The 21,537-nt window shown below is 66.8% G+C and carries 21 protein-coding genes; 10 read left to right on the forward strand and 11 right to left on the reverse strand.

Translation table 11 applies throughout. The features are described 5' to 3' along the window. The coding region (locus tag GFY24_RS39745; protein ID WP_309231899.1) for a hypothetical protein at window positions 1-903 on the forward strand (903 nt) is incomplete at its 5' end. A gap of 77 nt (window positions 904-980) precedes the next feature. Beyond that, window positions 981-2,357 (forward strand): alpha/beta-hydrolase family protein, encoded by a 1,377-nt coding sequence (locus GFY24_RS39750; RefSeq protein ID WP_309231900.1) that lies wholly within the window; start codon window positions 981-983, stop codon window positions 2,355-2,357. Window positions 2,358-2,383: 26 nt separating this feature from the next. On the opposite strand, the gene GFY24_RS42770 is transcribed toward GFY24_RS39750, so the two are convergent. Together GFY24_RS42770 and GFY24_RS43155 are read right to left on the reverse strand one after the other, a co-directional pair. Further along, a complete protein-coding gene (locus GFY24_RS42770) occupies window positions 2,384-3,328 on the reverse strand; it encodes an APC family permease (RefSeq protein WP_194853211.1) in 945 nt (314 codons plus the stop codon). After that, a complete protein-coding gene (locus GFY24_RS43155; RefSeq protein ID WP_153810289.1) occupies window positions 3,301-3,951 on the reverse strand; it encodes an amino acid permease in 651 nt (216 codons plus the stop codon). The genes GFY24_RS42770 and GFY24_RS43155 overlap by 28 nt, the downstream gene beginning before the upstream one ends. Before the next feature lie 148 nt (window positions 3,952-4,099). On the opposite strand from GFY24_RS43155, the gene GFY24_RS39765 reads away from it, so the two are divergent. Continuing rightward, the gene (locus tag GFY24_RS39765) at window positions 4,100-4,699 is read left to right on the forward strand and encodes a TetR/AcrR family transcriptional regulator (protein ID WP_153810290.1); all 600 of its coding nucleotides are present in this window, start codon (window positions 4,100-4,102) and stop codon (window positions 4,697-4,699) included. A gap of 130 nt (window positions 4,700-4,829) precedes the next feature. Here the strand turns inward: GFY24_RS39765 and gatA are convergent, their stop codons facing one another. Both gatA and gatC read right to left on the reverse strand, forming a co-directional pair. After that, complete coding sequence (gene gatA / locus GFY24_RS39770) at window positions 4,830-6,299, reverse strand: Asp-tRNA(Asn)/Glu-tRNA(Gln) amidotransferase subunit GatA (RefSeq protein WP_153810291.1); 1,470 nt, start codon at window positions 6,297-6,299, stop codon at window positions 4,830-4,832. Beyond that, window positions 6,296-6,595: an Asp-tRNA(Asn)/Glu-tRNA(Gln) amidotransferase subunit GatC gene (gene gatC / locus GFY24_RS39775; protein ID WP_309231901.1), complete on the reverse strand. Its 300-nt coding sequence runs from the start codon at window positions 6,593-6,595 to the stop codon at window positions 6,296-6,298. Before gatC ends, gatA begins: the two co-directional genes overlap by 4 nt. Before the next feature lie 280 nt (window positions 6,596-6,875). Between gatC and GFY24_RS39780 the strand changes: the two genes are divergently transcribed. Beyond that, a complete protein-coding gene (locus tag GFY24_RS39780) occupies window positions 6,876-7,526 on the forward strand; it encodes an amino acid-binding protein (protein ID WP_309231902.1) in 651 nt (216 codons plus the stop codon). Here the strand turns inward: GFY24_RS39780 and GFY24_RS39785 are convergent, their stop codons facing one another. Both GFY24_RS39785 and ligA read right to left on the reverse strand, forming a co-directional pair. Continuing rightward, complete coding sequence (locus tag GFY24_RS39785) at window positions 7,527-8,030, reverse strand: GNAT family N-acetyltransferase (RefSeq protein WP_153810307.1); 504 nt, start codon at window positions 8,028-8,030, stop codon at window positions 7,527-7,529. Between the two features lie 106 nt (window positions 8,031-8,136). Then, window positions 8,137-10,239: an NAD-dependent DNA ligase LigA gene (gene ligA / locus GFY24_RS39790; protein WP_309231903.1), complete on the reverse strand. Its 2,103-nt coding sequence runs from the start codon at window positions 10,237-10,239 to the stop codon at window positions 8,137-8,139. A gap of 132 nt (window positions 10,240-10,371) precedes the next feature. Here ligA and GFY24_RS39795 point away from each other — a divergent pair, with 132 nt between their 5' ends. Then, window positions 10,372-10,791, forward strand: coding sequence for a PPOX class F420-dependent oxidoreductase (locus GFY24_RS39795; RefSeq protein WP_153810309.1), 420 nt, complete (start codon window positions 10,372-10,374; stop codon window positions 10,789-10,791). A gap of 7 nt (window positions 10,792-10,798) precedes the next feature. Here the strand turns inward: GFY24_RS39795 and GFY24_RS39800 are convergent, their stop codons facing one another. After that, window positions 10,799-11,515, reverse strand: coding sequence for an SDR family oxidoreductase (locus GFY24_RS39800; RefSeq protein WP_153810293.1), 717 nt, complete (start codon window positions 11,513-11,515; stop codon window positions 10,799-10,801). Window positions 11,516-11,615: 100 nt separating this feature from the next. On the opposite strand from GFY24_RS39800, the gene GFY24_RS39805 reads away from it, so the two are divergent. From GFY24_RS39805 to GFY24_RS39815, 3 genes are all read left to right on the forward strand, one after another. After that, the gene (locus GFY24_RS39805) at window positions 11,616-12,488 is read left to right on the forward strand and encodes a LysR family transcriptional regulator (RefSeq protein WP_153810294.1); all 873 of its coding nucleotides are present in this window, start codon (window positions 11,616-11,618) and stop codon (window positions 12,486-12,488) included. 409 nt (window positions 12,489-12,897) lie between these two features. Further along, a complete protein-coding gene (locus GFY24_RS39810; protein ID WP_153810295.1) occupies window positions 12,898-14,151 on the forward strand; it encodes an ATP/GTP-binding protein in 1,254 nt (417 codons plus the stop codon). 76 nt (window positions 14,152-14,227) lie between these two features. Next, entirely contained in the window at window positions 14,228-14,599 is a 372-nt protein-coding gene (locus GFY24_RS39815; protein ID WP_194853212.1) for a hypothetical protein, read from the forward strand. A gap of 4 nt (window positions 14,600-14,603) precedes the next feature. On the opposite strand, the gene GFY24_RS39820 is transcribed toward GFY24_RS39815, so the two are convergent. From GFY24_RS39820 to GFY24_RS39835, 4 genes are all read right to left on the reverse strand, one after another. Beyond that, window positions 14,604-15,443, reverse strand: a complete 840-nt coding sequence (locus GFY24_RS39820) for an SAM-dependent methyltransferase (protein ID WP_228567126.1) — start codon at window positions 15,441-15,443, stop codon at window positions 14,604-14,606. A gap of 130 nt (window positions 15,444-15,573) precedes the next feature. Then, on the reverse strand, window positions 15,574-16,620 hold the full coding sequence (locus GFY24_RS39825; protein ID WP_153810296.1) for a methionine synthase: 1,047 nt from the start codon (window positions 16,618-16,620) through the stop codon (window positions 15,574-15,576). A 368-nt stretch (window positions 16,621-16,988) separates the two neighbouring features. Beyond that, the gene (gene mnmA, locus GFY24_RS39830; protein WP_153810297.1) at window positions 16,989-18,113 is read right to left on the reverse strand and encodes a tRNA 2-thiouridine(34) synthase MnmA; all 1,125 of its coding nucleotides are present in this window, start codon (window positions 18,111-18,113) and stop codon (window positions 16,989-16,991) included. Continuing rightward, window positions 18,114-19,334, reverse strand: coding sequence for a cysteine desulfurase family protein (locus tag GFY24_RS39835; RefSeq protein WP_153810298.1), 1,221 nt, complete (start codon window positions 19,332-19,334; stop codon window positions 18,114-18,116). It lies immediately after the preceding gene. A gap of 192 nt (window positions 19,335-19,526) precedes the next feature. On the opposite strand from GFY24_RS39835, the gene GFY24_RS39840 reads away from it, so the two are divergent. Together GFY24_RS39840 and GFY24_RS39845 are read left to right on the forward strand one after the other, a co-directional pair. Then, entirely contained in the window at window positions 19,527-20,708 is a 1,182-nt protein-coding gene (locus tag GFY24_RS39840; RefSeq protein ID WP_153810299.1) for a 4-hydroxybenzoate 3-monooxygenase, read from the forward strand. After that, window positions 20,701-21,516 carry a CoA-transferase gene (locus GFY24_RS39845; RefSeq protein WP_309231904.1) on the forward strand — a complete coding sequence of 272 codons (816 nt, stop codon included), beginning with the start codon at window positions 20,701-20,703 and terminating at the stop codon, window positions 21,514-21,516. The genes GFY24_RS39840 and GFY24_RS39845 overlap by 8 nt, the downstream gene beginning before the upstream one ends. The last annotated feature ends 21 nt before the right edge of the window (window positions 21,517-21,537 follow it).

Below are 21,537 nucleotides of genomic sequence, written 5' to 3' on the forward strand. Positions count from 1 at the left end.
CAGCCCGCAGCCAGGCCCACCCCCCAGCCCCGCCCCGCCCGACTCCCCCGCGACAACGCCCAGGGCACCCCGGTATCGATACCAACGCCCGTGGGCATCGAGCCCCGTGGTCGCTATGCGCGGGTAGGCGGCAATGCGCAGCGATTCCGCATGGCCGCACGATCTTCCGCCAGCCCGGTGCGGCGTTATGGCATGCTCGCGGGCGCGTCGACCGTACTGTTCTCCGTCGCAGTCGCTTTCGCGCCCTCGTCAGCGGCTGCCGCGACGACGCCGGTCATTTCCGAGAATGCGACAGCGCGAGTGGGGATTCTGGAATCGACTGGCGCGCAGCCTGATCCGGGCGCGATTCCCGAGGACTTCGTCACCGAGGCCGGGTACCGCCCGGTCGTGGAGGCGGGCATGCTGGTGAACCCGGGTGGCGACTGCTCCTCCCCCGTACCGCTCCCCCGCGAGTTCGATATCGCCTGCAAGGCACACGATCTCGGCTACGACATGCTCCGCTACGCCGACAGTCATGGCCAGCCCCTCGGCCCGTGGGCCCGCCAAACCGTCGACGCCGCACTGGAACAGCGCATGCACACCTCCTGCCTCACCCGCACTGACGCCCTCGACCGCGCCCAGTGCCAGGTCATGGCCGGTGTGGCCGCCACCTTCGTGGACCTGAACTCCATCCGCCAGGACTACGGCGTCCCCGTCCACGAGACCATGCTCGACTCCGACGAGATCTCCCCCGTCCTCCGCTACACCGGTTTCGGACTCCTCGCGGCCGTATTCGCCGCCACCGCAACCTTCTTCGCCCGCAAGGCCCGCGCCCGCCGAGTGTGCGCTCATGGCAGCGGATCCCGACATATCACCGCCATGCGTGCACACTCGCGGCCGGTGCGCGCGGGGGTGGCACTGTGAGCAGCCCAACCGAACAGGCAATGACACCGAATGCAGCGGCCGGCAACGCGAGTCCGCCGCCCCAGATCCAACCGATCGTGGAATCGGACTCTCGCGTCGGAGAGAAGTACCGCGACCGGGCCGGATTCGGTGCGCCACGAGTGGGGACCACCCTCGGCGTGACATTCGGGGTGTTGGCTTCGCTGGCTCCGGGGTTGTTGCCGCGGACGCCTTCGGCGCAGGCGATTGTGACGAGTCTACTGGTGGTGCTCGGGCTCGGGGTTGTTGTTCTGGGGCGGATTGCCTTGCGGCGGATGGGGTTCGGGGATGGGAGTCTTCGACGACGGTGGCGATTGCCGGTGTTGGTGGCGGCCGTTTCCATTATCGCGGTGGCGGTGGCACAGGCCGAGCGTTGGCAGAATCGGTTGCGGGGTGCGATGGGGGTGGCGCATGTCGGGCCCTGGTATTGGTTGGAGTGGGGTGTGGGGACGGCGCTCATCACCGGGGTGGTTGCCGGGTGCTGTCTCGGGATTCGTTGGGTGGTACGGCAATTGGGGAGGGTGCGGAGCCTGCTGGCGCTGACGGCGCTTGGAGTCGCGGCGCAGGCCGTGGTGGTTCCGACTGTCGTGGAGTGGAAGAAGGCGTCGTATGCGGCGGCCAATGCGTTTGTGGATCCCGGTGTGGTGCAGCCGGTTTCGCCGAATCGGTCGGGGAGTCCGGTTTCGGCGGCGAGTTGGCCTTCGCTGGGTGCGCAAGGGCGCAAGTTCGTGGCGGGGGCGCCCGCACAGGGTGTGCGGGTTTATGTGGGGTTGAATTCCGCGCCGGATCTGGATGCTCGGGTGGCGCTGGCGATTCGGGAGTTGGAGCGGGCGGGCGGTTTTCAGCACGGGAATCTGGTGGTGACGGTGCCGACCGGGTCGGGGTGGATCGACGGGGAGGCGGCGGCGGGGCTGGATCAGCGGTTCGGGGGTGATGTGGCGCTGGTCGGGTTGCAGTACTCGGACGCGCCGAGTTGGGCCACTTTCGTATTCGGTCGCACGGCCGCCGAAGAGTCGGCGCGAGCGCTGTTCACCGCTGTGGAGCAACGGATTTCGGGGCTTCCGAACAGGCCGAAGCTGTATGTCTACGGGCAGAGTCTGGGCGCGCTCGGCGGGAGTTCCATCTTCACCGGTGACGCCGAGCAGGACCGGCGCACCTGTGCGGTGTTGTGGGCCGGTCCGCCCGCGGGTGAGGTGCATCGCGAGGGTGCGACGGTGCTCGCGAATGCCTCCGATCCGGTGGTGCACTGGTCACCTTCACTGCTGTGGCGTCCGCCGAATCTCACCGGTACCCGCCCGGATGCCCCTGTGCCCCAATGGCTTCCCGTAATGAGCTTCCTGCAGACCAGCGCCGACCTGCTCGGCGCGCTGGACGCCCCATCGGGCCACGGTCACCGCTACGGCGTCGATCAGGGCACCGCGCTCGGTACGTGCTGAGGACGACCGGGCGCGGACCGCCGCAACTAGCTGACGCCGACCTCGAGTTGCGCTACCGCCACAGCGGCGGCGGCCTCGTCCTCGCGGCGCTGGCGTCGGGCGATCAGGACGAAACACAATCCGATAACGATGAACAGGACGAGCGGAACCAGCTGAGTCAGCGTGTACTGCAAGCGTTCACCGGTAAAACCGCTCGGGAGCGAATCATCCGGGTGACCGGTGCTGCCGAACCAGCCCAATCCTGCTCCCGGCCATAGCAATTGAAGCAGAGTGAAGAGGACGATGGCAGTCGTGGTAACGGCGGCCACAATGGCGCCGAGCCGTCCGCCGGGCACGCTGAACGGCCTGTGCACGTCCGGGTACTTGCGGCGCAACACCAGCAAGGCCGGGAACAATCCGAGGTAGGCGAACATCGTCATCGAGATGGCGAGGTTCAGGCCGGCGCTGAAGTACTTGCCGGTATCGCCCTCGGTGATATTCAGCGCCGCGACCATGATGATGGTCGCGAGTACACCGGAGAGGATGTTGATCCGAATCGGGGTACCGGCCTTCTCCGACAACACACCGAAGAATCTGGGTCCGGCACCATCGGCACACGCGGTGGCCTGCGCGCGACTCTCACCGAGAGCCCAGGACACGCCACTGGTGAACAGCGCGACAATGAGTCCGAGCGCGGCAATCCAGCCGGCAAGTGCGCCGAAGCCGGTCAATTCGATCGACCCGTCGGGCATTTCGTTGCCGCCGTAGATGCTCAGCACCGCCTTGCACGCGTCGATGAACCCGCCCAGGCTGGTGACCTGCCGATCGGGCAGTACCAAAAGGATGCCCGCGACCGGCAAGGCGACCATGACGAAGGACAGGATGCCCGAACGCAATACCGCCATGGGGATCACGCGTTGCGGATTCTCCATCTCCTCGGCCGCGGAACTGGAGAGTTCGAATCCTACGAAGGTGAACACGATGACCGGCACAGCACGATCAGCCCGGCATAGGTGGGCATGAAGGTGCCCGAATCCAGCGGTTGCACACCACGTTCGACGCCGTAGACGATGGTGGAGACGAAGAACGCGCCGAGCAGCACGATGCGTGCCCATGCGCCCGCGGCGGGCACCCATCGGCCGAGCCGCAGAGACACCGAGGTCGAGGTCACGCCGGCCCAGATGAAGATCAGTCCCGCTATGTAGGTCCAGATCCCGGACAGCGGATGGACGAACTTCGAGAACGTCTCCATGGCGACGACGCACAGCGTGCCGCCGACCCACACCGGGTTGGACAGCCAGTACACGAGCTGGATGATGCCCGCCGCGAAACGCCCGTAGGCCATTCGCGACCAGATGTATTGACCGCCCTCGAGCGGGAAGGCGGCACTGAGTTCGGCCACGATCAGGCCGTACGGCACGAAGAACAGCAGCGCGAGGATGAGTAGCCAGCTGAATGCCTGATGCCCCGAGGAGGCCAGCGACCCGATGGTGTCGAGCCCGACGAGCGAGCAGAGCAGCAGGAAGAACACATCGAACCGTCGTAGGCCGCGTTTGAGTTTGGCCTTGTTCGCGTGCAGAAAATCGGTGTCGCCGGTGGGGCTGGGTTCGGACACGAGGTCCTCCTTGCAAGGAAAGGATAGCTAAACATTCCCCGTCCAGCAGTCTTAACTGACTGATCAAACAGTATGGTGACCAAGAATGCGATGGCGGTCACATATTGTCAACCCCCGAGCGAAAAGAATCGACGAGTAACTTGAGGTCATGGCCAGAGTGAAGAAAGAACCCGATGCCCGCCGCGAGCAAATCCTGGCCGCGACTCTCGAGCTGATCACTGAGCGAGGAATCAATGGGGTGCGCGCAAGTGACGTCGCAGGACGCCTGAGCGTGAGCCCCGGTCTGGTCTTCTACCATTTCGACACCCTCGAAAAGCTCATTGTGAGCGCCTTCCGCAGCGCCACCGAACGCGATCTGGCCAAGCTGGAAACCCTCCTGACCACCCGCGACGGCACGATGACCGAACGACTGCACGTGGCATTGCAGGAGTACGGCCCGACGGGCGCGGCCCCGAGCTGGCAGCTCTGGATCGAGGGCTGGTCGGCCTCGCTCCGCAATCCGGAATTGCGCGCGGTGATCAGGACTCTGGACAACAGATGGCGGGCGGTCATCACCGATCTGGTCGCGCTGGGCGTCGCGTCCGGAGAGTTCACCACCTCCGATCCACGCGGGGTCGCCTGGCGGCTGACCGCCATGCTCGACGGCCTCGCTGTGCAGCGCGTGGCCTTCGACGAGGCCATTTCCGGAACGGATGTGGCCAACTGGACCCGGTCGGCAATCGCCAGCGAACTCGGCGTGAAGCCTTAACCTTCGGGTCGAGTAGGTTCAGCGTCGCGAATTCGGCGTGACGACACCGCCATTCGCTCTCGACGACCGGAAACGCCGAAGGCCCGTCCCATTTGCGGGACGGGCCTTCGGGCAACCAGTAGCGATCGGATCAGGCGATATCGCCGCGCGCCGCCTCGTAGGCGGCGCCGACCCGGTACAACCGGTCGTCGGCGAGCGCCGGGGCCATGATCTGCAACCCGACGGGCAGCCCGTCATCCGCGCTCAGCCCGGACGGCACCGACATACCGCAGTGCCCGGCCAGGTTGGTGGGCAGCGTGCAGAGGTCCGAAAGGTACATGGCCAGTGGGTCATTGACCTTCTCGCCGAGCTTCCAGGGCGTGAACGGACTGGTCGGCGAGACCAGCACATCCACCGACTCGTACGCCTTGTCGAAGTCACGCGCGATCAAGGTACGAACCTTGAGCGCCTGACCGTAGTAGGCGTCGTAGTACCCGGAGGACAGCGCGTAGGTGCCAATCATGATGCGGCGCTTGACCTCAGCGCCGAATCCGGCCGCGCGGCTGAGCGACATGACCTGATCCGCGCTGTGCGTCCCGTCGTCGCCGACCCGCAGCCCGTATCGCATGGAGTCGAAGCGCGCCAGATTGGACGACACCTCCGACGGCATGACGAGATAGTAAGCGGCGAGCGCGTATTCGAAGTTCGGGCAGGACACCTCGACAACCTCGGCCCCGAGATCCTTCAACTGCGCGACCGCGGCATCGAAGGAGGCGAGCACACCGGGCTGGTAGCTGTCCGAGTGCAACTCCTTGACCACACCGACCTTCACACCCGACAGATCACCCTTCGCGCCTTCGCGCGCGGCGGCGACCACCGGCGCGACCGGCACATTGCGCGAGGTGGAGTCGCGCGGGTCATATCCGGCGATGACCTCGTGCAGCAGCGCGGTATCGAGCACGGTACGACCACACGGCCCACCCTGATCCAGCGAGGACGCACACGCGACCAGGCCGTACCGGGAAACGGTGCCGTAGGTGGGCTTGGTGCCGACGGTCGCGGTGACCGCGGCCGGCTGCCGGATCGACCCACCGGTATCGGTGCCGATGGCGAGGGGAGCCTGGTACGAGGCCAGTGCCGCCGCCGAACCACCGCCGGAGCCGCCCGGAATCCTGGTGGTATCCCACGGGTTTCGAGTCGGCCCGTACGCGGAGTTCTCGGTGGAGGAGCCCATGGCGAACTCGTCCATATTGGTCTTGCCGAGAATCGGGATGCCCGCCGCGCGCAGTCGCGAGGTGACGGTCGCGTCGTACGGCGCGGTCCAGCCCTCGAGAATCTTCGACCCGCAGGTGGTCGGCATATCGGTGGTGGTGAAAACGTCCTTGAGCGCCAAGGGAACACCCGCGAGCGCCGAAGCGGTCTTGCCCGCGGCGATATCGCGATCCACCTCGGCGGCGGTCAGCAGCGCCTGCTCACCGGCGACATGCAGGAAGGCATTGATCTCGCCGTCGACCTCGGCTATGCGCGCGATATGCGCCTCGGTCACCTCGACCGAGGACACCTCACGGGCATGGATCTTCTCCGCGAGCGCCGAGGCACTCAGCTTGGTCAGGTCTGTCATTCGCCCTCTCCCAGAATCTGCGGAACCAGGAACCGCTGCTCCTCGACGGCGGGTGCGCCCGAAAGCGCCTCCTCCGGAGTAAGGCACGGCTGCTCCACATCCGGGCGCGTCACATTGGTCGCGGGGTTCGGGGAAGCGGTGGCGGGGACATCGGCCGCGGCGACCTCGGAAATCTGTGCGACGTGGGTCAGGATGGAATCCAACTGACCGGCGTACAGATCGAGTTCGTCCTCGGTCAAAGCGAGCCGGGACAACCGGGCGAGATGTGCGACCTCGTCCCTGGAGATGGCGGGCACCGCGGGACCCCTTTCGGCTGGTTCGAGCTTGGTGATTCGGCCAGAGACAGCCTAGCGGGGCATGTCGGAGCGGCAGTGACAGGTGTCGCCCGGCGGCGAATCACGGCCCGCGATACCGTGGTTGATGACGCCCCGGTATCGATAGGTGACCGACGAGTAAGTGGTCTGGGTCACAGCGCCCGCTTCGATTCGATAACCGCGACGCGAGGGTGTAAATATTGCGGGACTCGGGTACCCGTCCATGAGTTTCAGCGGTCGTACAGGAATGAAAGGAAGGCACGTGTCATACCTGCTTCGCGTGCAACTTCCGGATCGTCCAGGCAGTCTCGGTTCGCTCGCTCTCGCGCTGGGTTCCGTGGGCGCCGACATCCTCTCGTTGGATGTCGTCGAACGCGGTGACGGTTTCGCGATCGACGACATAGTGGTCGAGGTACCGTCGGGCGCTCTTCCGGACACGCTCATCACGGCGGCGGAGTCGCTGCACGATGTACAGGTGGATTCGCTCCGCCCGTACTCCGGCATGCTCGATACGCACCGTGAACTAGAGCTCATCGACCAGGTCGCCAATGCACGCGACGACCGGCTGCAGGTTCTGGTGGACGGCGTACCCCGGGTACTCCGGGTGGGCTGGAGCACGGTCATCGATATGAGCCCCCAGGGCGCGTACCGGGTGGTCGGCAGCCAGAGCGCACCCTCCACGCAGGCCGCCGAGGCACCGTGGATGCCTCTCGAAAAGCCCGCGGTACTCGACGGCGAGAGCGATTGGGTGCCGGAGCTTTGGCGCGACATGGACACCAAACTGGCTGCCGCACCGCTGGGTAACACCGGCAAGGTGCTGCTACTGGGGCGTCCGGGCGGACCCGACTTCCGACCTTCCGAGGTGGCAAGACTGGGCTATCTCGCCGGGATAATCGCTACGGTGCTGGGCTAGTCATTCGCCGACGGGCAACCGCATGACGGTCAGCGGTGTGCCCGCCATGGTCAGCCAATCCCGTTCCGGCACATGGACGAAGCCGAGGCGGTCGTAGAGTCGCCGGGCATCCTGCATGGTCGGCATGGTGGTCAGTACGACCGCATGCCAGCTCTCCGCGCGCGCGATCTCGATGACCTCGCGCACCAGCGCCGAGCCCACGCCGAGCCCGCGTCCCCGCTTGCCCACCACCAGCATGCGGAACTCCAGCTCACCCGCGCGCGCGATATCGGCGAACTCGGTTCCAGGCCGGGCCACCGTCACCGAGCCGATGACCTCGTTCTCGCGCACCGCCACCAGAATCTCGGCGCTCGCGGCGCGGGTGGCGGTGTCGGCAAGCTCTGCGACATAGGGACTTTCGGGATTCACATGCCCCTCCCCCACGTACACCTCCACCGTCAATGCCCCGACGGCCGTGTACTCCCCCGCCTCGATATCCCGAATCGTCACGCCCGAGTCGCCCATCACCACTCCATCCTCGACCCCACGCCCCCAATACAATTGGACATTCGATCACCAGGAACCGGTGGCGGCGAAATCCGGCTCGATACCGCCACCGGTTCCTGGTCGATCACGCGACCACGTCGGGGCCGCCCTCGAGGAGGCGTTTGAAGGCCTCCTCGTCCAGGATCGGGACGCCGAGCTCCTCGGCCTTGTCCGCCTTGGAGCCGGGGGAATCGCCGATGACGACGAAGGCGGTCTTCTTGGAGACCGAACTGGCCGCCTTGCCGCCGCGCACGAGAATGGCCTCTTTCGCTCCGTCCCGCGTAAAGCCTTGCAGCGAACCGGTGACCACGATCGACAGACCCTCGAGATTGCGTTCGATGGAGTCGTCGCGCTCATCCGCCATGCGCACGCCCGCGGCCCGCCACTTGTCCACGATGTCGATATGCCACTGCACCGTGAACCACTCCTTCAGCGCGGTGGCAATGGTGGGACCGACGCCGTCGACGGCGGCGAGTTCCTCATCGGAGGCTTCCTGAATGCGGTCCATACTTCCGAGCGCGGACGCCAAAGCCCGTGCGGCGGTTGGGCCCACATGTCGAATGGACAGCGCTACCAGCACCCGCCACAGCGGCCGGTCCTTGGCGGTGTCGAGATTCTGCAGCAGGCGTTTGCCGTTCTGCGACAGTGTGCCGCTCTTATTGGTGAAAAGTGTTGTGGTGAGCAGGGTTTCCTCATCGAGGGAGAACAGATCGCCCTCATCCTCGATGGCACCGGATTTGAGCAGGTCGATGGCGGCCTCATAGCCGAGCGCCTCGATATCGAAGGCACCGCGCCCGGCGACGTGGAATACCCGCTCCCGCAACTGCGCCGGGCAGTACCGCTGATTCGGGCAGCGGATATCGGCATCGCCCTCCTTGGCGGGCGCGAGTTCGGTACCGCATTCGGGGCAGTGCGTCGGCATGACGAACGCGCGCTCATCGCCGGTGCGCGCGTCCACGACCGGACCCAGCACCTCGGGAATCACATCACCGGCCTTGCGGATGGTGACGGTATCGCCGATGAGCACACCCTTGCGCACCACTTCGGAGGCATTGTGCAGCGTCGCCATGGCGACGGTGGAGCCCGCGATGGTGACCGGCTCCATCACCGCGAACGGCGTAACCCGGCCGGTACGACCGACATTCACCTGAATATCGAGGAGTTTGGTGGTGGCCTCCTCCGGCGGATACTTGTAGGCGATGGCCCAGCGCGGGGCGCGCGAGGTCGCACCGAGTCGCCGCTGTAGCGCGAAATCGTCGACCTTGATGACCTGGCCGTCGATCTCGTGCTCGATATCGTGCCGGTGCTCACCCCAGTAGGCGATGCGATCCAGCACGGCCGGAATCCCTTGCACCCGAACGGTATGCGCGGAGACCGGCAGCCCCCAGGCCGCCAGCGCGCGATACGCCTCGTGCTGCGATTCGGCGCTGAAACCCTCGGTGCGGCCGAAGCCGTGGCAGATCATTCGCAGCCGCCGGCGCGCGGTGACGGCCGGATCCTTCTGCCGCAGTGAGCCCGCGGCGGTATTGCGCGGATTCGCGTACGGCGCTTTACCTTCCGCGACGATCGAGGCATTCAGGTTCTCGAAGTCGGCGAGCGTCATGTACGCCTCACCGCGCACCTCGAGCAGTTCGGGCACCGGGAATTCGCCGGTGCCGATCAGCTCGTGCGGAATGTCCTCGATGGTGCGGGCATTGAGCGTGACGTTCTCCCCCGTGCGGCCGTCGCCCCGGGTCGCACCGCGCACCAGCTTGCCGTCCTCATAGACCAGATTCAGTGCCACACCATCGATCTTGACCTCGCAGACGAAGTGCGTATCTGCCCCGGTCTCGACCTCGACGCGGGTGATCCACGCCCGCATCTCGTCGGCATTGAACACATTGTCCAGGGAGTACATCCGCTCCAGATGGTCCACCGGCGCGAATTCGGTGGTGAATCCGCCGCCGACCACCTGGGTCGGGGAATCGGGGGTGCGTAGGTCCGGATGCGCTTCTTCCAGGGCAACCAGGCGATGGAACAACTCGTCGAACTCACCGTCGGTGATGATCGCGGCATCCCGCACGTAGTACCGGAACTGGTGGTCGCGCACCTCCTCCGCCAGCTGCTGCCATCGCACCCGCTCGTCCCCACTCGCGGGGGTGATCTCATCCCCACTCGTCGCGCTGATCTGCCTGCCCGATTCGCTCACAACAGGCACATTAGCGGTTCCCACCGACAGCTTTGTGCGACATTCCCGCACGTCGCGCCGCTGCGGCAGAGATTTCTCGGATGGGTTGCGGTGACGGGGAACACCCTCGTTCGCGAGCCGGTTGCAGCCGATATGGACATTGTCAAAGCGGTCGAATTCGCTCGCTCGCACCATAAGTCGGTCCTCACCACGATTCGCAAGGACACCCGTCCGCAGCTCTCCAATGTCACGCACTGGGTCGGCGATGACGGTTTGATCCGTATCTCGATCACCGCCGACCGGGCCAAGTACTTCAACCTCTCCCGTGAGCCGTGGACCGCGCTGCACATCAGCAGCGAGGACTTCTGGTCATACGCGGTCATCGAAGGTACGGCCGAGCTCTCTCCGGTGGCGGCCGACCCCGGCGACGCCACGGTCGAAGAGCTCATCGCCTACTACCGCGCCGTCAGCGGCGAACACCCCGACTGGGACGACTACCGCCGCGCCATGGTCGCCGACCGCCGCGCCATCGTGCGCATCACCCCGACCCGTGCCTACGGTCTGCTGCGCTGATACCCGCTCACGCGAGCACCGCACCGCCGTCGACGGTGAGGACGGTGCCGGTCGCGTGCGGCTGCTCGAGCAGGTAGAGGTAGGCGCGGGCAATATCCTCGACCTCGCCGACCCGGCGCAGCGGCGCGCTCTCGGCGGTATCGCGGTAGAACTCCGCGAGGACATCCTCGGGGAGGTTCCAGAGCGGGGAACGGACCACGCCGGGCATGACCGCATTGACGCGAATGGGAGCCAATTCGACTGCGAGAGCACGGGTCAGGGCCTCCATCGCGCCACACAGACTGGACGGAACGGCCGAGCCCGGCACGGGGCGCGGTCTCGCGGTGCCGGTGGTGAGGATGATCGAGCCATCCGGCCGGAGCCGGGACGCGGCGGCCTGGACCGCCGTCAGCACGCCGAAGTAGCGGAGCTCGAAGAACTTTCGGGCCGCGGCGATATCCAGCTCGGCGAGCGGGGCGAACAGCAGCGCCTCACCGGCGGTGTAGACGAGATGATCGAGGGCTCCTATCGCGGCGAAGAGGTTGCGCACCTGATCGCCGTCGGTGAGGTCGGCGGTGAGACCGGCCGTGCCCGAAGGCAATTCGGCCAAGGCGCGTTCCACGTTCACGGGGCGGCTGGAGACGATGGTGACCTCGGCACCCTGTTCGGCGGCCGAGGCCGCGACCGCGAAGCCGATCCCGGAGGTGCCGCCGAGAACGGCGATGTGCTGGCCTGCGAGGGACATGGGGTGTTCCTTTCGGTCGGAAACTGCCCTCTCACTGTCGGTTTCACCGGGGCCTCCCGTCCAAGACCCATATCCATCGCTGTCATACCCTGAGGGCATCATGGCCGATCTCGATCTCCGCAAGCTGCGCTATTTCGTCGCCGTGGCCGAGCACCTGCGCTTCGGCCGGGCGGCCGAGCAGCTGTATATCGCCCAGCCGGTGCTGTCCCGCCAGATTCGCGTCCTGGAGGACGATCTCGGCGTGCGGCTGTTCGAACGAGACCGGCGCGGCACCGCCCTCACCGCTGCGGGCGAGCAGCTGCTGGCCGATGCCCGGCCGCTGCTGGACAGCGCACTGGCCTTGCGGCGCAGGGCCGTTCGCGCGGCGCACGGCACCCGGACCTTCACCGTCGGTTTCATGCCCGGACTGATCGTCACCGCGCCCGTGCGCGCCCTGGCCGAACGCCACCCCGACCTCGACATCGAGTTGGTGCGCACCACCTGGGACGATCAAACCGCTGTAGTGCGCGACGGCCGGGTCGATGTGAGCTTCGTGCGCCCGCCGCTCGATCCGACGGGGCTGCGCGTTCGCGAGCTGTACACCGATCCGCGAGTCGTGGTGATCTCCGCCGGCCATCGCCTCGCCGGAAAGCAGTCCATCGAGATCGCAGATCTAGCCGGTGACCTGCTGCTGCAGACCACCGAGATGGTCCCCGAATGGCGCACCGTCACACCGGATTCGGAGCATCGCCCACCACCGGCCTTCCGCAGCGTCGAAGAGAAGCTCGAACACGTGGCAGCCGCCCGCGGCATAGTCGTCCTGCCGCTGTCTGTGGCGGCGTTCTATACCCGCCCGGACATCACCTACATCCCGGTCACCGATATCGCCCCCGGCCAGGTGAGTCTGGCCTGGCCCGCCGAGCGGCGCAGCCCGCTCATCGACGAATTCGCCGCGCTCGCGGGCCACCGTCCGGCGCTCCCGGACGCTGTATGAGGCCCCCGGATCCACGCCCGCGCAGGTTCGCAGGGTCGTGTCCATTCCGGCCGCATCGGTTCGTGTCCCGCCCGGCCGTGTCCATTCCGCGAATTCTCGTCCCGCCGGACCGCGTCCCGCTCCGGCTCCGCGAGTCCTCGTGCCGCAGGACCGTGTCCCACTCAAGCTCCATGAGTCCTCGTCCCGCCGGGCCGTTTTCGTTCCGGCTCCGCCCAAGTCCCATGTCGCTCGGCCGGGACGATCCAGGACGGCCGACTCGATCTTGCTCGGGGCACCCGCGCTACGCAGCGGTTATCTCTGTCGCGGCCGTCAATTCGCCGGCGTGAATCCGGTCGTCCGGCGGCGAATTCCGTTCTCGCGACGCATGTCCGATACGGGCGAGTCGCTTTAACGCGCGCCGACCGGCAGGATGACCAGGGTGTTGCGTAGTTTTCAGGTGGCGAACCACCGATCCCTCGCCGAGCCGCAGGAGTTGCGGTTCACCCGGGGCAATGGCCCGGTGGCCGCGCCCGTGACGGCCGTGTACGGTGCCGCGGCGACGGGTAAGACGAGTTTGGTCGATGCGCTGGACCGGATGCGGGACGCGGTGCTCAACTCCGTGACCGGCTGGGATCCGTTCTCGGGGCCAGTGCGCACGCCGCATCTCGGATTCGCGGACCGGCCTTCGGAATTCATCGCGCAGTTCGTGGCGGAGGGGTGTCCGTACACCTACGGGTTCCGGCTCGACAATGCCGATGTGAGCGCCGAATGGCTGCATTCGCATCCGCACAATCGCAAGCGGATCGTCTTCGAGCGGCAGGGCGACGATATTCGGATCGGGCCCATGTTCGAGGCCGCGCGCTACGGGCTGGGCGCGGTGGTGCCGCTGGTGCGCCCGAATGCCTTGCTGCTGAGCCTGTCCGGGCAGTTGTACGCCGAACCCCTGGTGCCCGCCTACCGCTGGTTCCAGTCGCTGCTGGAAGTCCAATGCGGGCAACCCGATCCGGCCGATATCGCGCACCGGGTGGGCAGTCATATCTCGCGCTCCACCGATCACGCGGTGCGATTGCTGACACTGCTGCGCTCGGCGGATCTGGGTATCACCGATCTGCTGCTGCCGGGCGACGATCCCATGTACGGCGACTATCTCCGCGACCTCGACAACGATATCGCCAGCACCACAAAGGAAATCGAGTCCTGCACGGTGTCGAACAGCTATGCCGAGGAGCTGTTCCTCGAACACGGCATCACCGTGACACTGCTGCAGCGCGAACTCTCCAATCTCTTCGCCGCGCGGGACGCGCTGTACTCGCGCATGGTGACCCGTCGTGGCGTCGGGCTGGGTCTGGTGCACGAGGGCATCGACACCGCCTTCGATATCACCGACGAATCCAGCGCCACCCTGGCCATGCTGCGGCTGCTGCCGCCCATGCTGGACGCGCTGGACACCGGTGGCGTGCTCACCGTCGACGATATCGACGCGCATCTCACGCCGGAGACCGCCGACAGTCTCATCCAGCTGTTCCAGAATCCCGAAACCAATACGCACGGTGCGCAATTGGTGTTCACCACCGCCAATCGGATGCTGATCGACCGGGGTAACGGTCGCTCACAGTCCAAGCGCACCACGGTGTGGGGCGTGCGCCGCACCAATGACGGCACCTCGGAGCTGCAACCGCACTGATTCGACCCGGCCGATTAGCAACTCTTCAGCAATCTAGTTGCGGCGGTCGCCGCCTCGCACGCCTAGAGTGGGTGCCATGCTCCTGCAGCTGGTATTCATTCTGGTGATCGGTGGCGCGCTGGTCGCGGCCATCTCGATGTTCCGGCGCGGTCGTGCCGGTGCGCAGATGGTCGCACCGGAATCCGGAATCCTGTACGTGACCGGGGTGAGCCCGCGACCCGATGCCACCGGTGAGCAGTACGTGACGCTCAGCGGCAGCATCTCCGGGCCGATGGTGGTGGCGCACGAGGTTTACGGACGGTTTGCCTGGGATGTCAATCAGTGGCCGTCCATCGGCGATCAGATTCCGGTGACCTATCCGGCGGGCAAGCCGGACCACTGGCAGCTCGCGCACCCGGGCGTCCGGCCCTACTTCGGTTCCCGCCAGCAGCGCGATCAGGGCAACTGAGGTCTCAGCGCCGGACCGCCGCCATATTTCCGGTCTCCGGACCGCCGTTGGTATCCGGGCGCCCGATGGACGCGGCCTGTTCGGCCCAGGTCTGGAATGTGGTGTCCCAACCGTGCTCGTGCAGCCATTTCTCGATATACGGCCCCAGACCGGCCGCCTCGCCCGGGGCCTCGTCGGCACCGGAGACCAGCCGCCGCAGCGCCAGGTAGGGGCCGCTGTTCGGGTCGACGGCGAAGCTGCCGATATCGAAACGGCTTCGCGGCGCGGACAATTCGGTGAGCGTCGCGACCACCTGCTGGGCATCGGGGCGCAACAGATATCCCAGTACGCCCTCATCCACCCAGAGCGTCGGCTCATCGGCCCGGAAGCCCTGCAGCAGTAGCGCTTCCGCCCAGCCTCCGCGCAGATCGACCGGCAGCACCTGCCTTTCATAGCGCGGCGTCGCATCGCCGCGCGCCAGCACGGGCTCCTTGAAAGCGAAGGTCTCCGGCAGATCCAGTTCGAAGAAACGGGTATCCGCCGGCAGGTCCATCCGGAATGCCCGCGTATCCAGCCCGGCACCGAGGATGACGATCTGCCGAATTCCCTCGCGCACAGCGGCTTCCACGCGATCATCGACCAATCGCACGGCCACCGTGCGAGCCTCGTAGAACATGTCGAGCAATGGCGACAGCTCATCCCAGCGCTCGCCGAAGCTCGGCTTGGCGGCATCGACGAACAATTGCGCGAGCGGATCGCTGTACAGCCGGTCCGCGCGCTCGGTCTCACGCGCGCGCACAAACGCGACCCCGATGGCGGTCATCGCTACCCCGGCAACCGGTACCGGTGCTGATTCTTCGGACAAGGCGTTCTCCCACTACCCAATTCGGTCTGTGGCCCGCAGGAAACATACGGGCCACCGACGACGCTAGACCGATGGGTGCGTCTCTGCCGTATTCGCACCGGCGATCGCACGGGGTGAAAACCCGTGCGGCTCATTCGAAGCTGAGCGACTCCGGCTCATCGGCATAGATGCGCGCTGTCTCCGCCGCCAGGCTGAGCGCCTTGCGGGCCCAGGGCAGCGGCGCACCCGCCAGTCCGCAGGCGGGCGAGACCAGGATCTGTTCGGCCAGCAGGCGACGGGAGAAGCCGAGCCGATCGATCAGGCGCACACCGGGTTCGGCGATCTCACGCCAGGTGACGGCCTTGTCCGGGACGCTGGTCGGCACCAGGCCGAGCACCAGATGTCTGCCGTCGTCGAGGATTTCGCCGATACGATCCAGATCCTTGACGCCGATGGTGGCCATATCGAATCCGATTGCGGCCGCACCACTTCGGCGCAGGAAGCCGAGCGCGGGTTTGGCGGCGCAGGTGTGCACCAGTACCGGCCCCGACTGCGCGTCGATCACCGTGTCGAGAATGTGCAGCGCCTCCGGTTCGGGCAGGGCGCGCACCGTATTGAGCATGCTGACCCCGGGCAGGGTGCCATTCAGCACATCGGTCAACAGTGGTTCGTCGAACTGCACCAGCACCTGCGCGCCGAGCCGCTTACCGATCTCGGCGGCATGCGCGGCAATGCCCTCGGCGAGCGACTCCGAAAGATCGCGCACCGCACCGGAATCGGTGAGCACCCGATGCCCGAGTGGCAACTCCACCTCGGCGGCCAAGGTCAGCGGCCCGGTCACCTGCACCTTGACCGTTCGCCCGGTACCCGCGAAACCCGCTGTCTCCCAAGCCTCTTCGAGTGCGTCCAGATCTTCCCGCAGGAGGTCGTGCGCACGCCGGGACACCGCCCCGGGCCGCATCGCGAGGCGATACCCGCGCGTGGTGCCGTCGAAGCGCATATCAACCAGCAGCGCGGACATCCGCCCGATCATGTCCGCGCCGACCCCACGTCCCGGCAGCTCCACGAGGTGTGGCAGCTCCCCCAGCTCCCCCACGACGGTGGACGCGGCTTCGCGCGCGTCGGTACCCGGCCACGACCCGACCCCGGTGGCAATGCCGCCCTGTAGTACTCCCGAACCGCTCTCGATCTCACTCATCCACGCATCCCCGCATCACTCGGCCCTACAGATTCAATTGCCTGGCAAGTCACACCACTTCAGGCCGAGGCCCGGGATCGGCGCACGGTACCACCGGCAAGACCGGCGGGATCGCGGTGCCGACCAATCCTCGCGAGCCGAGTCATCCCCGCACTCCACACTCTCGTCATCCCGGTCACGTGGCACCCACGCCATCCGGTCACGAGACACCTTCGTCATCCCGGCACGCGACACCCTCGTCATCCCGGCACGCTTTCGGCCGGGATCCACACCCCAACGGGCATCGGCGGATTCCGGCCGAGAGCCCACCGGAATGACGGAGAGACTTCGCGCCCGCCCAGCTCGCCCCCGCCGCTGCGCGGGCAGTATCACTGAGCGGTGTCCGACACCAGTTCGGTTGCGTACGAGTGGGGTTCGCGCTCGGTGCCGGAGATGGTGCCGCTGCCGATGACCTGGTCACCGGCGGCGGCATCCGGACGGTAGAGCACCACGGCCTGACCGCGGGCCACACCGGTCAGCGGCTCGCGCAGCCGGACCACCAGGCCCGTGCCGTCGGCCTCGGCGACCGCCGGGGCGGTGCCGCCGTGCGCGCGCACCTGCGCCACGCATTCGATGGGGCCGGAAGGGGTTTCACCGGAGGTCCAGATGGCGCGGTCGGCGAGCACCGTCCACACCTCGAGATCCTTGGCGGAGCCGACGCGCACGGTGCCGGAGTCCGGATCGATCTCGGTCACATAGCGCGGCTTGCCGTCGGCGGCCGGACCCGGCAGACCCAGGCCCTTGCGCTGGCCGATGGTGAACTCGTGCACACCCTTGTGATCGCCCAGCTTGGTGCCGTCGGCGTCGAGCAGCGCGCCGGGGCGGATGCCGATCTTCGCGCCCAGGAATGCCTGGGTGTCACCGGAGGGAATGAAGCAGATGTCATGGCTGTCGGGCTTGTTGGCCACGGCAAGACCGCGTTCGGCGGCCTCTTCGCGAATCCGCGGCTTCGGGGTGTCGCCGACCGGGAACATGGCGCGGGACAGCTGCTCGGCGGTGAGCACCGCGAGCACATAGGACTGATCCTTGTCCCCGTCCACCGCGCGGCGCAGCACGCCGTCCGCGAGGCGCGCGTAATGCCCGGTGACCACGGCGTCGAAGCCCAGCGCCACGGCGCGGTCGGCGAGCGCGGAGAACTTGATCTTCTCATTGCAGCGCAGGCACGGATTCGGGGTTTCCCCGGCGGCGTACGCGGCGACGAAATCGTCGATCACGTCTTCCTTGAAGCGGTCCGCGAAATCCCAGACGTAGAACGGGATTCCGAGCACATCGGCGGCGCGCCGGGCGTCACCGGCGTCCTCCTTGGAGCAGCAGCCGCGCGATCCGGTGCGCAGGGTGCCCGGGTTGGCGGAGAGCGCCAGGTGTACGCCGACCACCTCGTGTCCGGCCTCGACGGCGCGCGCGGCAGCCACCGCGGAATCCACACCACCACTCATCGCGGCAAGTACTCGCATCTAGAAGCCTCCCTTCGCGCCGGCCATTCCGGCCGCCTTCGCCCGATCCACGACCTGCGGCAGCGCGGCCAGCAGGGCGTCGATATCGGCGTCGGTCGAGTTGTGTCCCAAGGTGAATCGCAGCGACCCACGCGCCAGTCGCGGCTCCACACCCATGGCCAGCAGCACATGGGAGGGTCCGGCGACACCGGCATTGCAGGCCGATCCGGTCGAGCATTCGATCCCGGCGGCATCGAGCAGCATGAGCAGCGAATCGCCCTCGCAGCCGGGGAACGTGAAGTGGGCGTTACCGGGCAGTCGCCGGTCGCCGGTGGGGCCGTTCAGAATGGCCTCGGGCACGTCGACGAGGACGCCATCGATGAGCCGATCCCGCAGCCGGGTGAGTTCGATTGTGCGCATGGACATTCCGGCGACGGTCTCGCGGACGGCGGCGGCCAGTCCGGCCGCGCCCGGCACATCCGAGGTGCCCGAGCGGATATCGCGCTCATGCCCGCCGCCGTGCTGCAGCGGCACCGCGGGCACCTGACGGCCCAGCAACAGCACACCGACACCGTGCGGCCCGCCGACCTTATGTCCGGCGAAACTCGCTGCGGCCAAACCACTTCGACTGAAATCGATGGGCAGCTGCGCACCCGCCTGCACGGCGTCCGAATGCATAGGAACATCGAATTCCTGTGCCACCGCGGCCAATTCGACAATCGGCAGTACGGTGCCGACCTCATTATTGGCCCACATGACGGTGACCAGCGCGGTGTCATCCGCGTACTTCGCCAGTGCCGCACGCAGTGTGCGCGGCGAAACCATGCCCTCGGCATCGGCCTCCAGCCACGTCACCTGCGCACCCTCGTGCTGCTCCAGCCATTCGACGGTATCGAGCACCGCGTGATGCTCCACCGAACTGACCAGAATCCGATTACGCCTGGGATCGGCGTCCCGCCGCGCCCAGTAGATCCCCTTGACCGCCAGATTGTCGCTCTCGGTCCCACCCGAAGTGAAGATCACCTCGGAGGGCCGAGCCCCCAACCCCGCCGCCACCGATTCTCGCGACTCCTCGAGCAACCGCCGCGCCGCCCGCCCCGACCCATGCAACGAGGAGGCATTGCCCACCGCCCCCAGGGCAGCACTCATCGCCTCGATGGCGACCGGGAACATAGGTGTAGTGGCCGCGTGATCGAGGTAGACCGTCTGGGCACCGACCGGACCCGGGAAAGCCGACATCATGACTGATAAAGGATAGCCGCCGCCGTCTCGCCGATATTCCCGCCGTACCCGCAGCCGCCGGAACCGGGCGCCGACCGCGCTGACCGGCGGATCCCGGACCGGGTTTCCATTCAATGGAAACCGCCATGGTGGCCGCTGCGGTCGCGGGCCGATTCTGTGGGGACTTTCCCACAGATGAGGAGTTCGGAAGAGATGCGAACCCGAGTCGCGATTATCGGATCCGGTCCCGCCGGGCTGCTGCTGGCGCAGTTGCTCGATCAGGCGGGGATCGAATCGGTGATTGTCGAACGTCAATCCGCCGAGCATGTGAAGTCCCGTATTCGGGCCGGAATTCTGGAGTCCGCCAGCGTCGAGTTACTGCGGGAGGCCGGGGTCGGCGAGCGGCTGGACCGTGAGGCGATCGAACATCGCGGTATCTATTTGCAGTGGCCGGGCGAGCGACGGCACTTGGACTTCACGGAGCTGACCGGGCGGTCGGTGTATGTGTACGGGCAGACCGATTTGACCGCCGATCTGATGGCCGCTCGCGATCGGGCCGGGCAGCTCGCCTTCTATCAGGTGAGCGATGTCGAGCTGCATGACGTGGAGACCGACCGGCCCGCGATAACCTTCACCGATTCGGAGGGGGTGTCTCGGCGGGTCGACGCGGACGTGATTGTCGGCTGCGACGGTTACCACGGGCCCAGCAAGCAGGCCATCCCGGAGCGCGTGCGCCAGACCTGGGAGCGCGCTTATCCGTTCGCGTGGCTGGGTGTGCTGGCGCAGGTGCCGCCCTCGACCGATGAGCTGATCTATGCCTGGCATCCGGACGGATTCGCCTTGCACAGCATGCGATCCGATCAGGTGAGCCGGTTCTATCTGCAGGTCGATCCCGCCGAGCGGATCGAGGACTGGAGTGATGAGCGCATCTGGGCGGAGCTGGCCAAACGGCTCGAACTCGACGGCTGGACGCTGAACACCGGTCCGATCATCGAGAAGAGCGTGCTGCCGATGCGCAGTTTCGTGACCGCTCCCATGCGGCACGGACGGCTGTTCCTGGCCGGGGATGCCGCGCATATCGTGCCGCCGACCGGGGCCAAGGGGCTCAACCTGGCCATTGCCGATGTGGCGGTGCTGGCGCGTGCGCTGAGCGCGCTGCTGCTGGACGGTTCCACCGAATTGGCGGACGCCTACTCCGAGACCGCGTTGCGGCGAGTGTGGCGCTGCACGCATTTCTCGTGGTGGATGACGACCATGCTGCACCGGCACGGTGACGACTTCGATGCCGCACTGCAATTGTCGCAGCTTCGCCGGGTTGCCGACTCCCCCACTGCCGCAAAGGAACTCGCGGAGAATTACGCGGGCCTGCCGATTCTCGGAGGCGGCCGTGGCTGAGTTCGCGAGCCTGCCCGAGGCGGTTCGGGAACTGGTGACCGATGGGGCCACGGTGGCCCTGGAGGGCTTCACCCATCTCATCCCGATGGCGGCCGGACGCGAGATCATCCGGCAGCGCCGCACCGACCTCACCCTGGTGCGGATGACCCCGGACCTGGTGTACGACCAGCTGATCGGTGCGGGCTGCGCGCGCAAGCTGATCTTCTCCTGGGGTGGCAATCCCGGCGTCGGTTCACTGCACCGATTCCGCGATGCCGTTCAGCAAGCCTGGCCGCGGTCGCTGGAGATCGAGGAGCACAGTCACGCGGGGATGGCCAACCGCTATGTGGCTGGCGCGTCCGGGCTGCCGTTCGCGGTGCTACGCGGTTATGCCGGAACGGATCTCGCGCGCGTGACCGCCACCATCGCGCATATCGACTGCCCGTTCACCGGGGAGCGGCTGGCCGCGGTGCCCGCCTTGAATCCCGATGTCAGCGTCATTCACGCCCAGCGGGCAGATCGGCGCGGCAATGTGCAGTTGTGGGGGCTGCTGGGGGTGCAGAAGGAGGCCGTGCTGGCCGCCCGGCGCAGTCTGATCACCGTCGAGGAAGTGGTGGACGAGCTGACCCCGATGCCGGGCGCAATCGTCTTGCCGCACTGGGTGATCGACGCGATCTCGGTGGTGCCGGGCGGGGCCTCGCCGTCGTACGCGCAGGGCTACTACGAGCGCGATAACGACGCCTACGCGGCCTGGGATGCCATCGGCCGCGACCGGGAGGAATTCACGCGCTGGCTCGAATCCGTTCGTGCCGAGGAGGTTTCGCAGTGACATCGCAAGACGCGAGCGTCG

It is taken from the genome of Nocardia sp. SYP-A9097, from assembly GCF_009649815.1.
In the GTDB taxonomy this organism is placed as follows: domain Bacteria; phylum Actinomycetota; class Actinomycetes; order Mycobacteriales; family Mycobacteriaceae; genus Nocardia.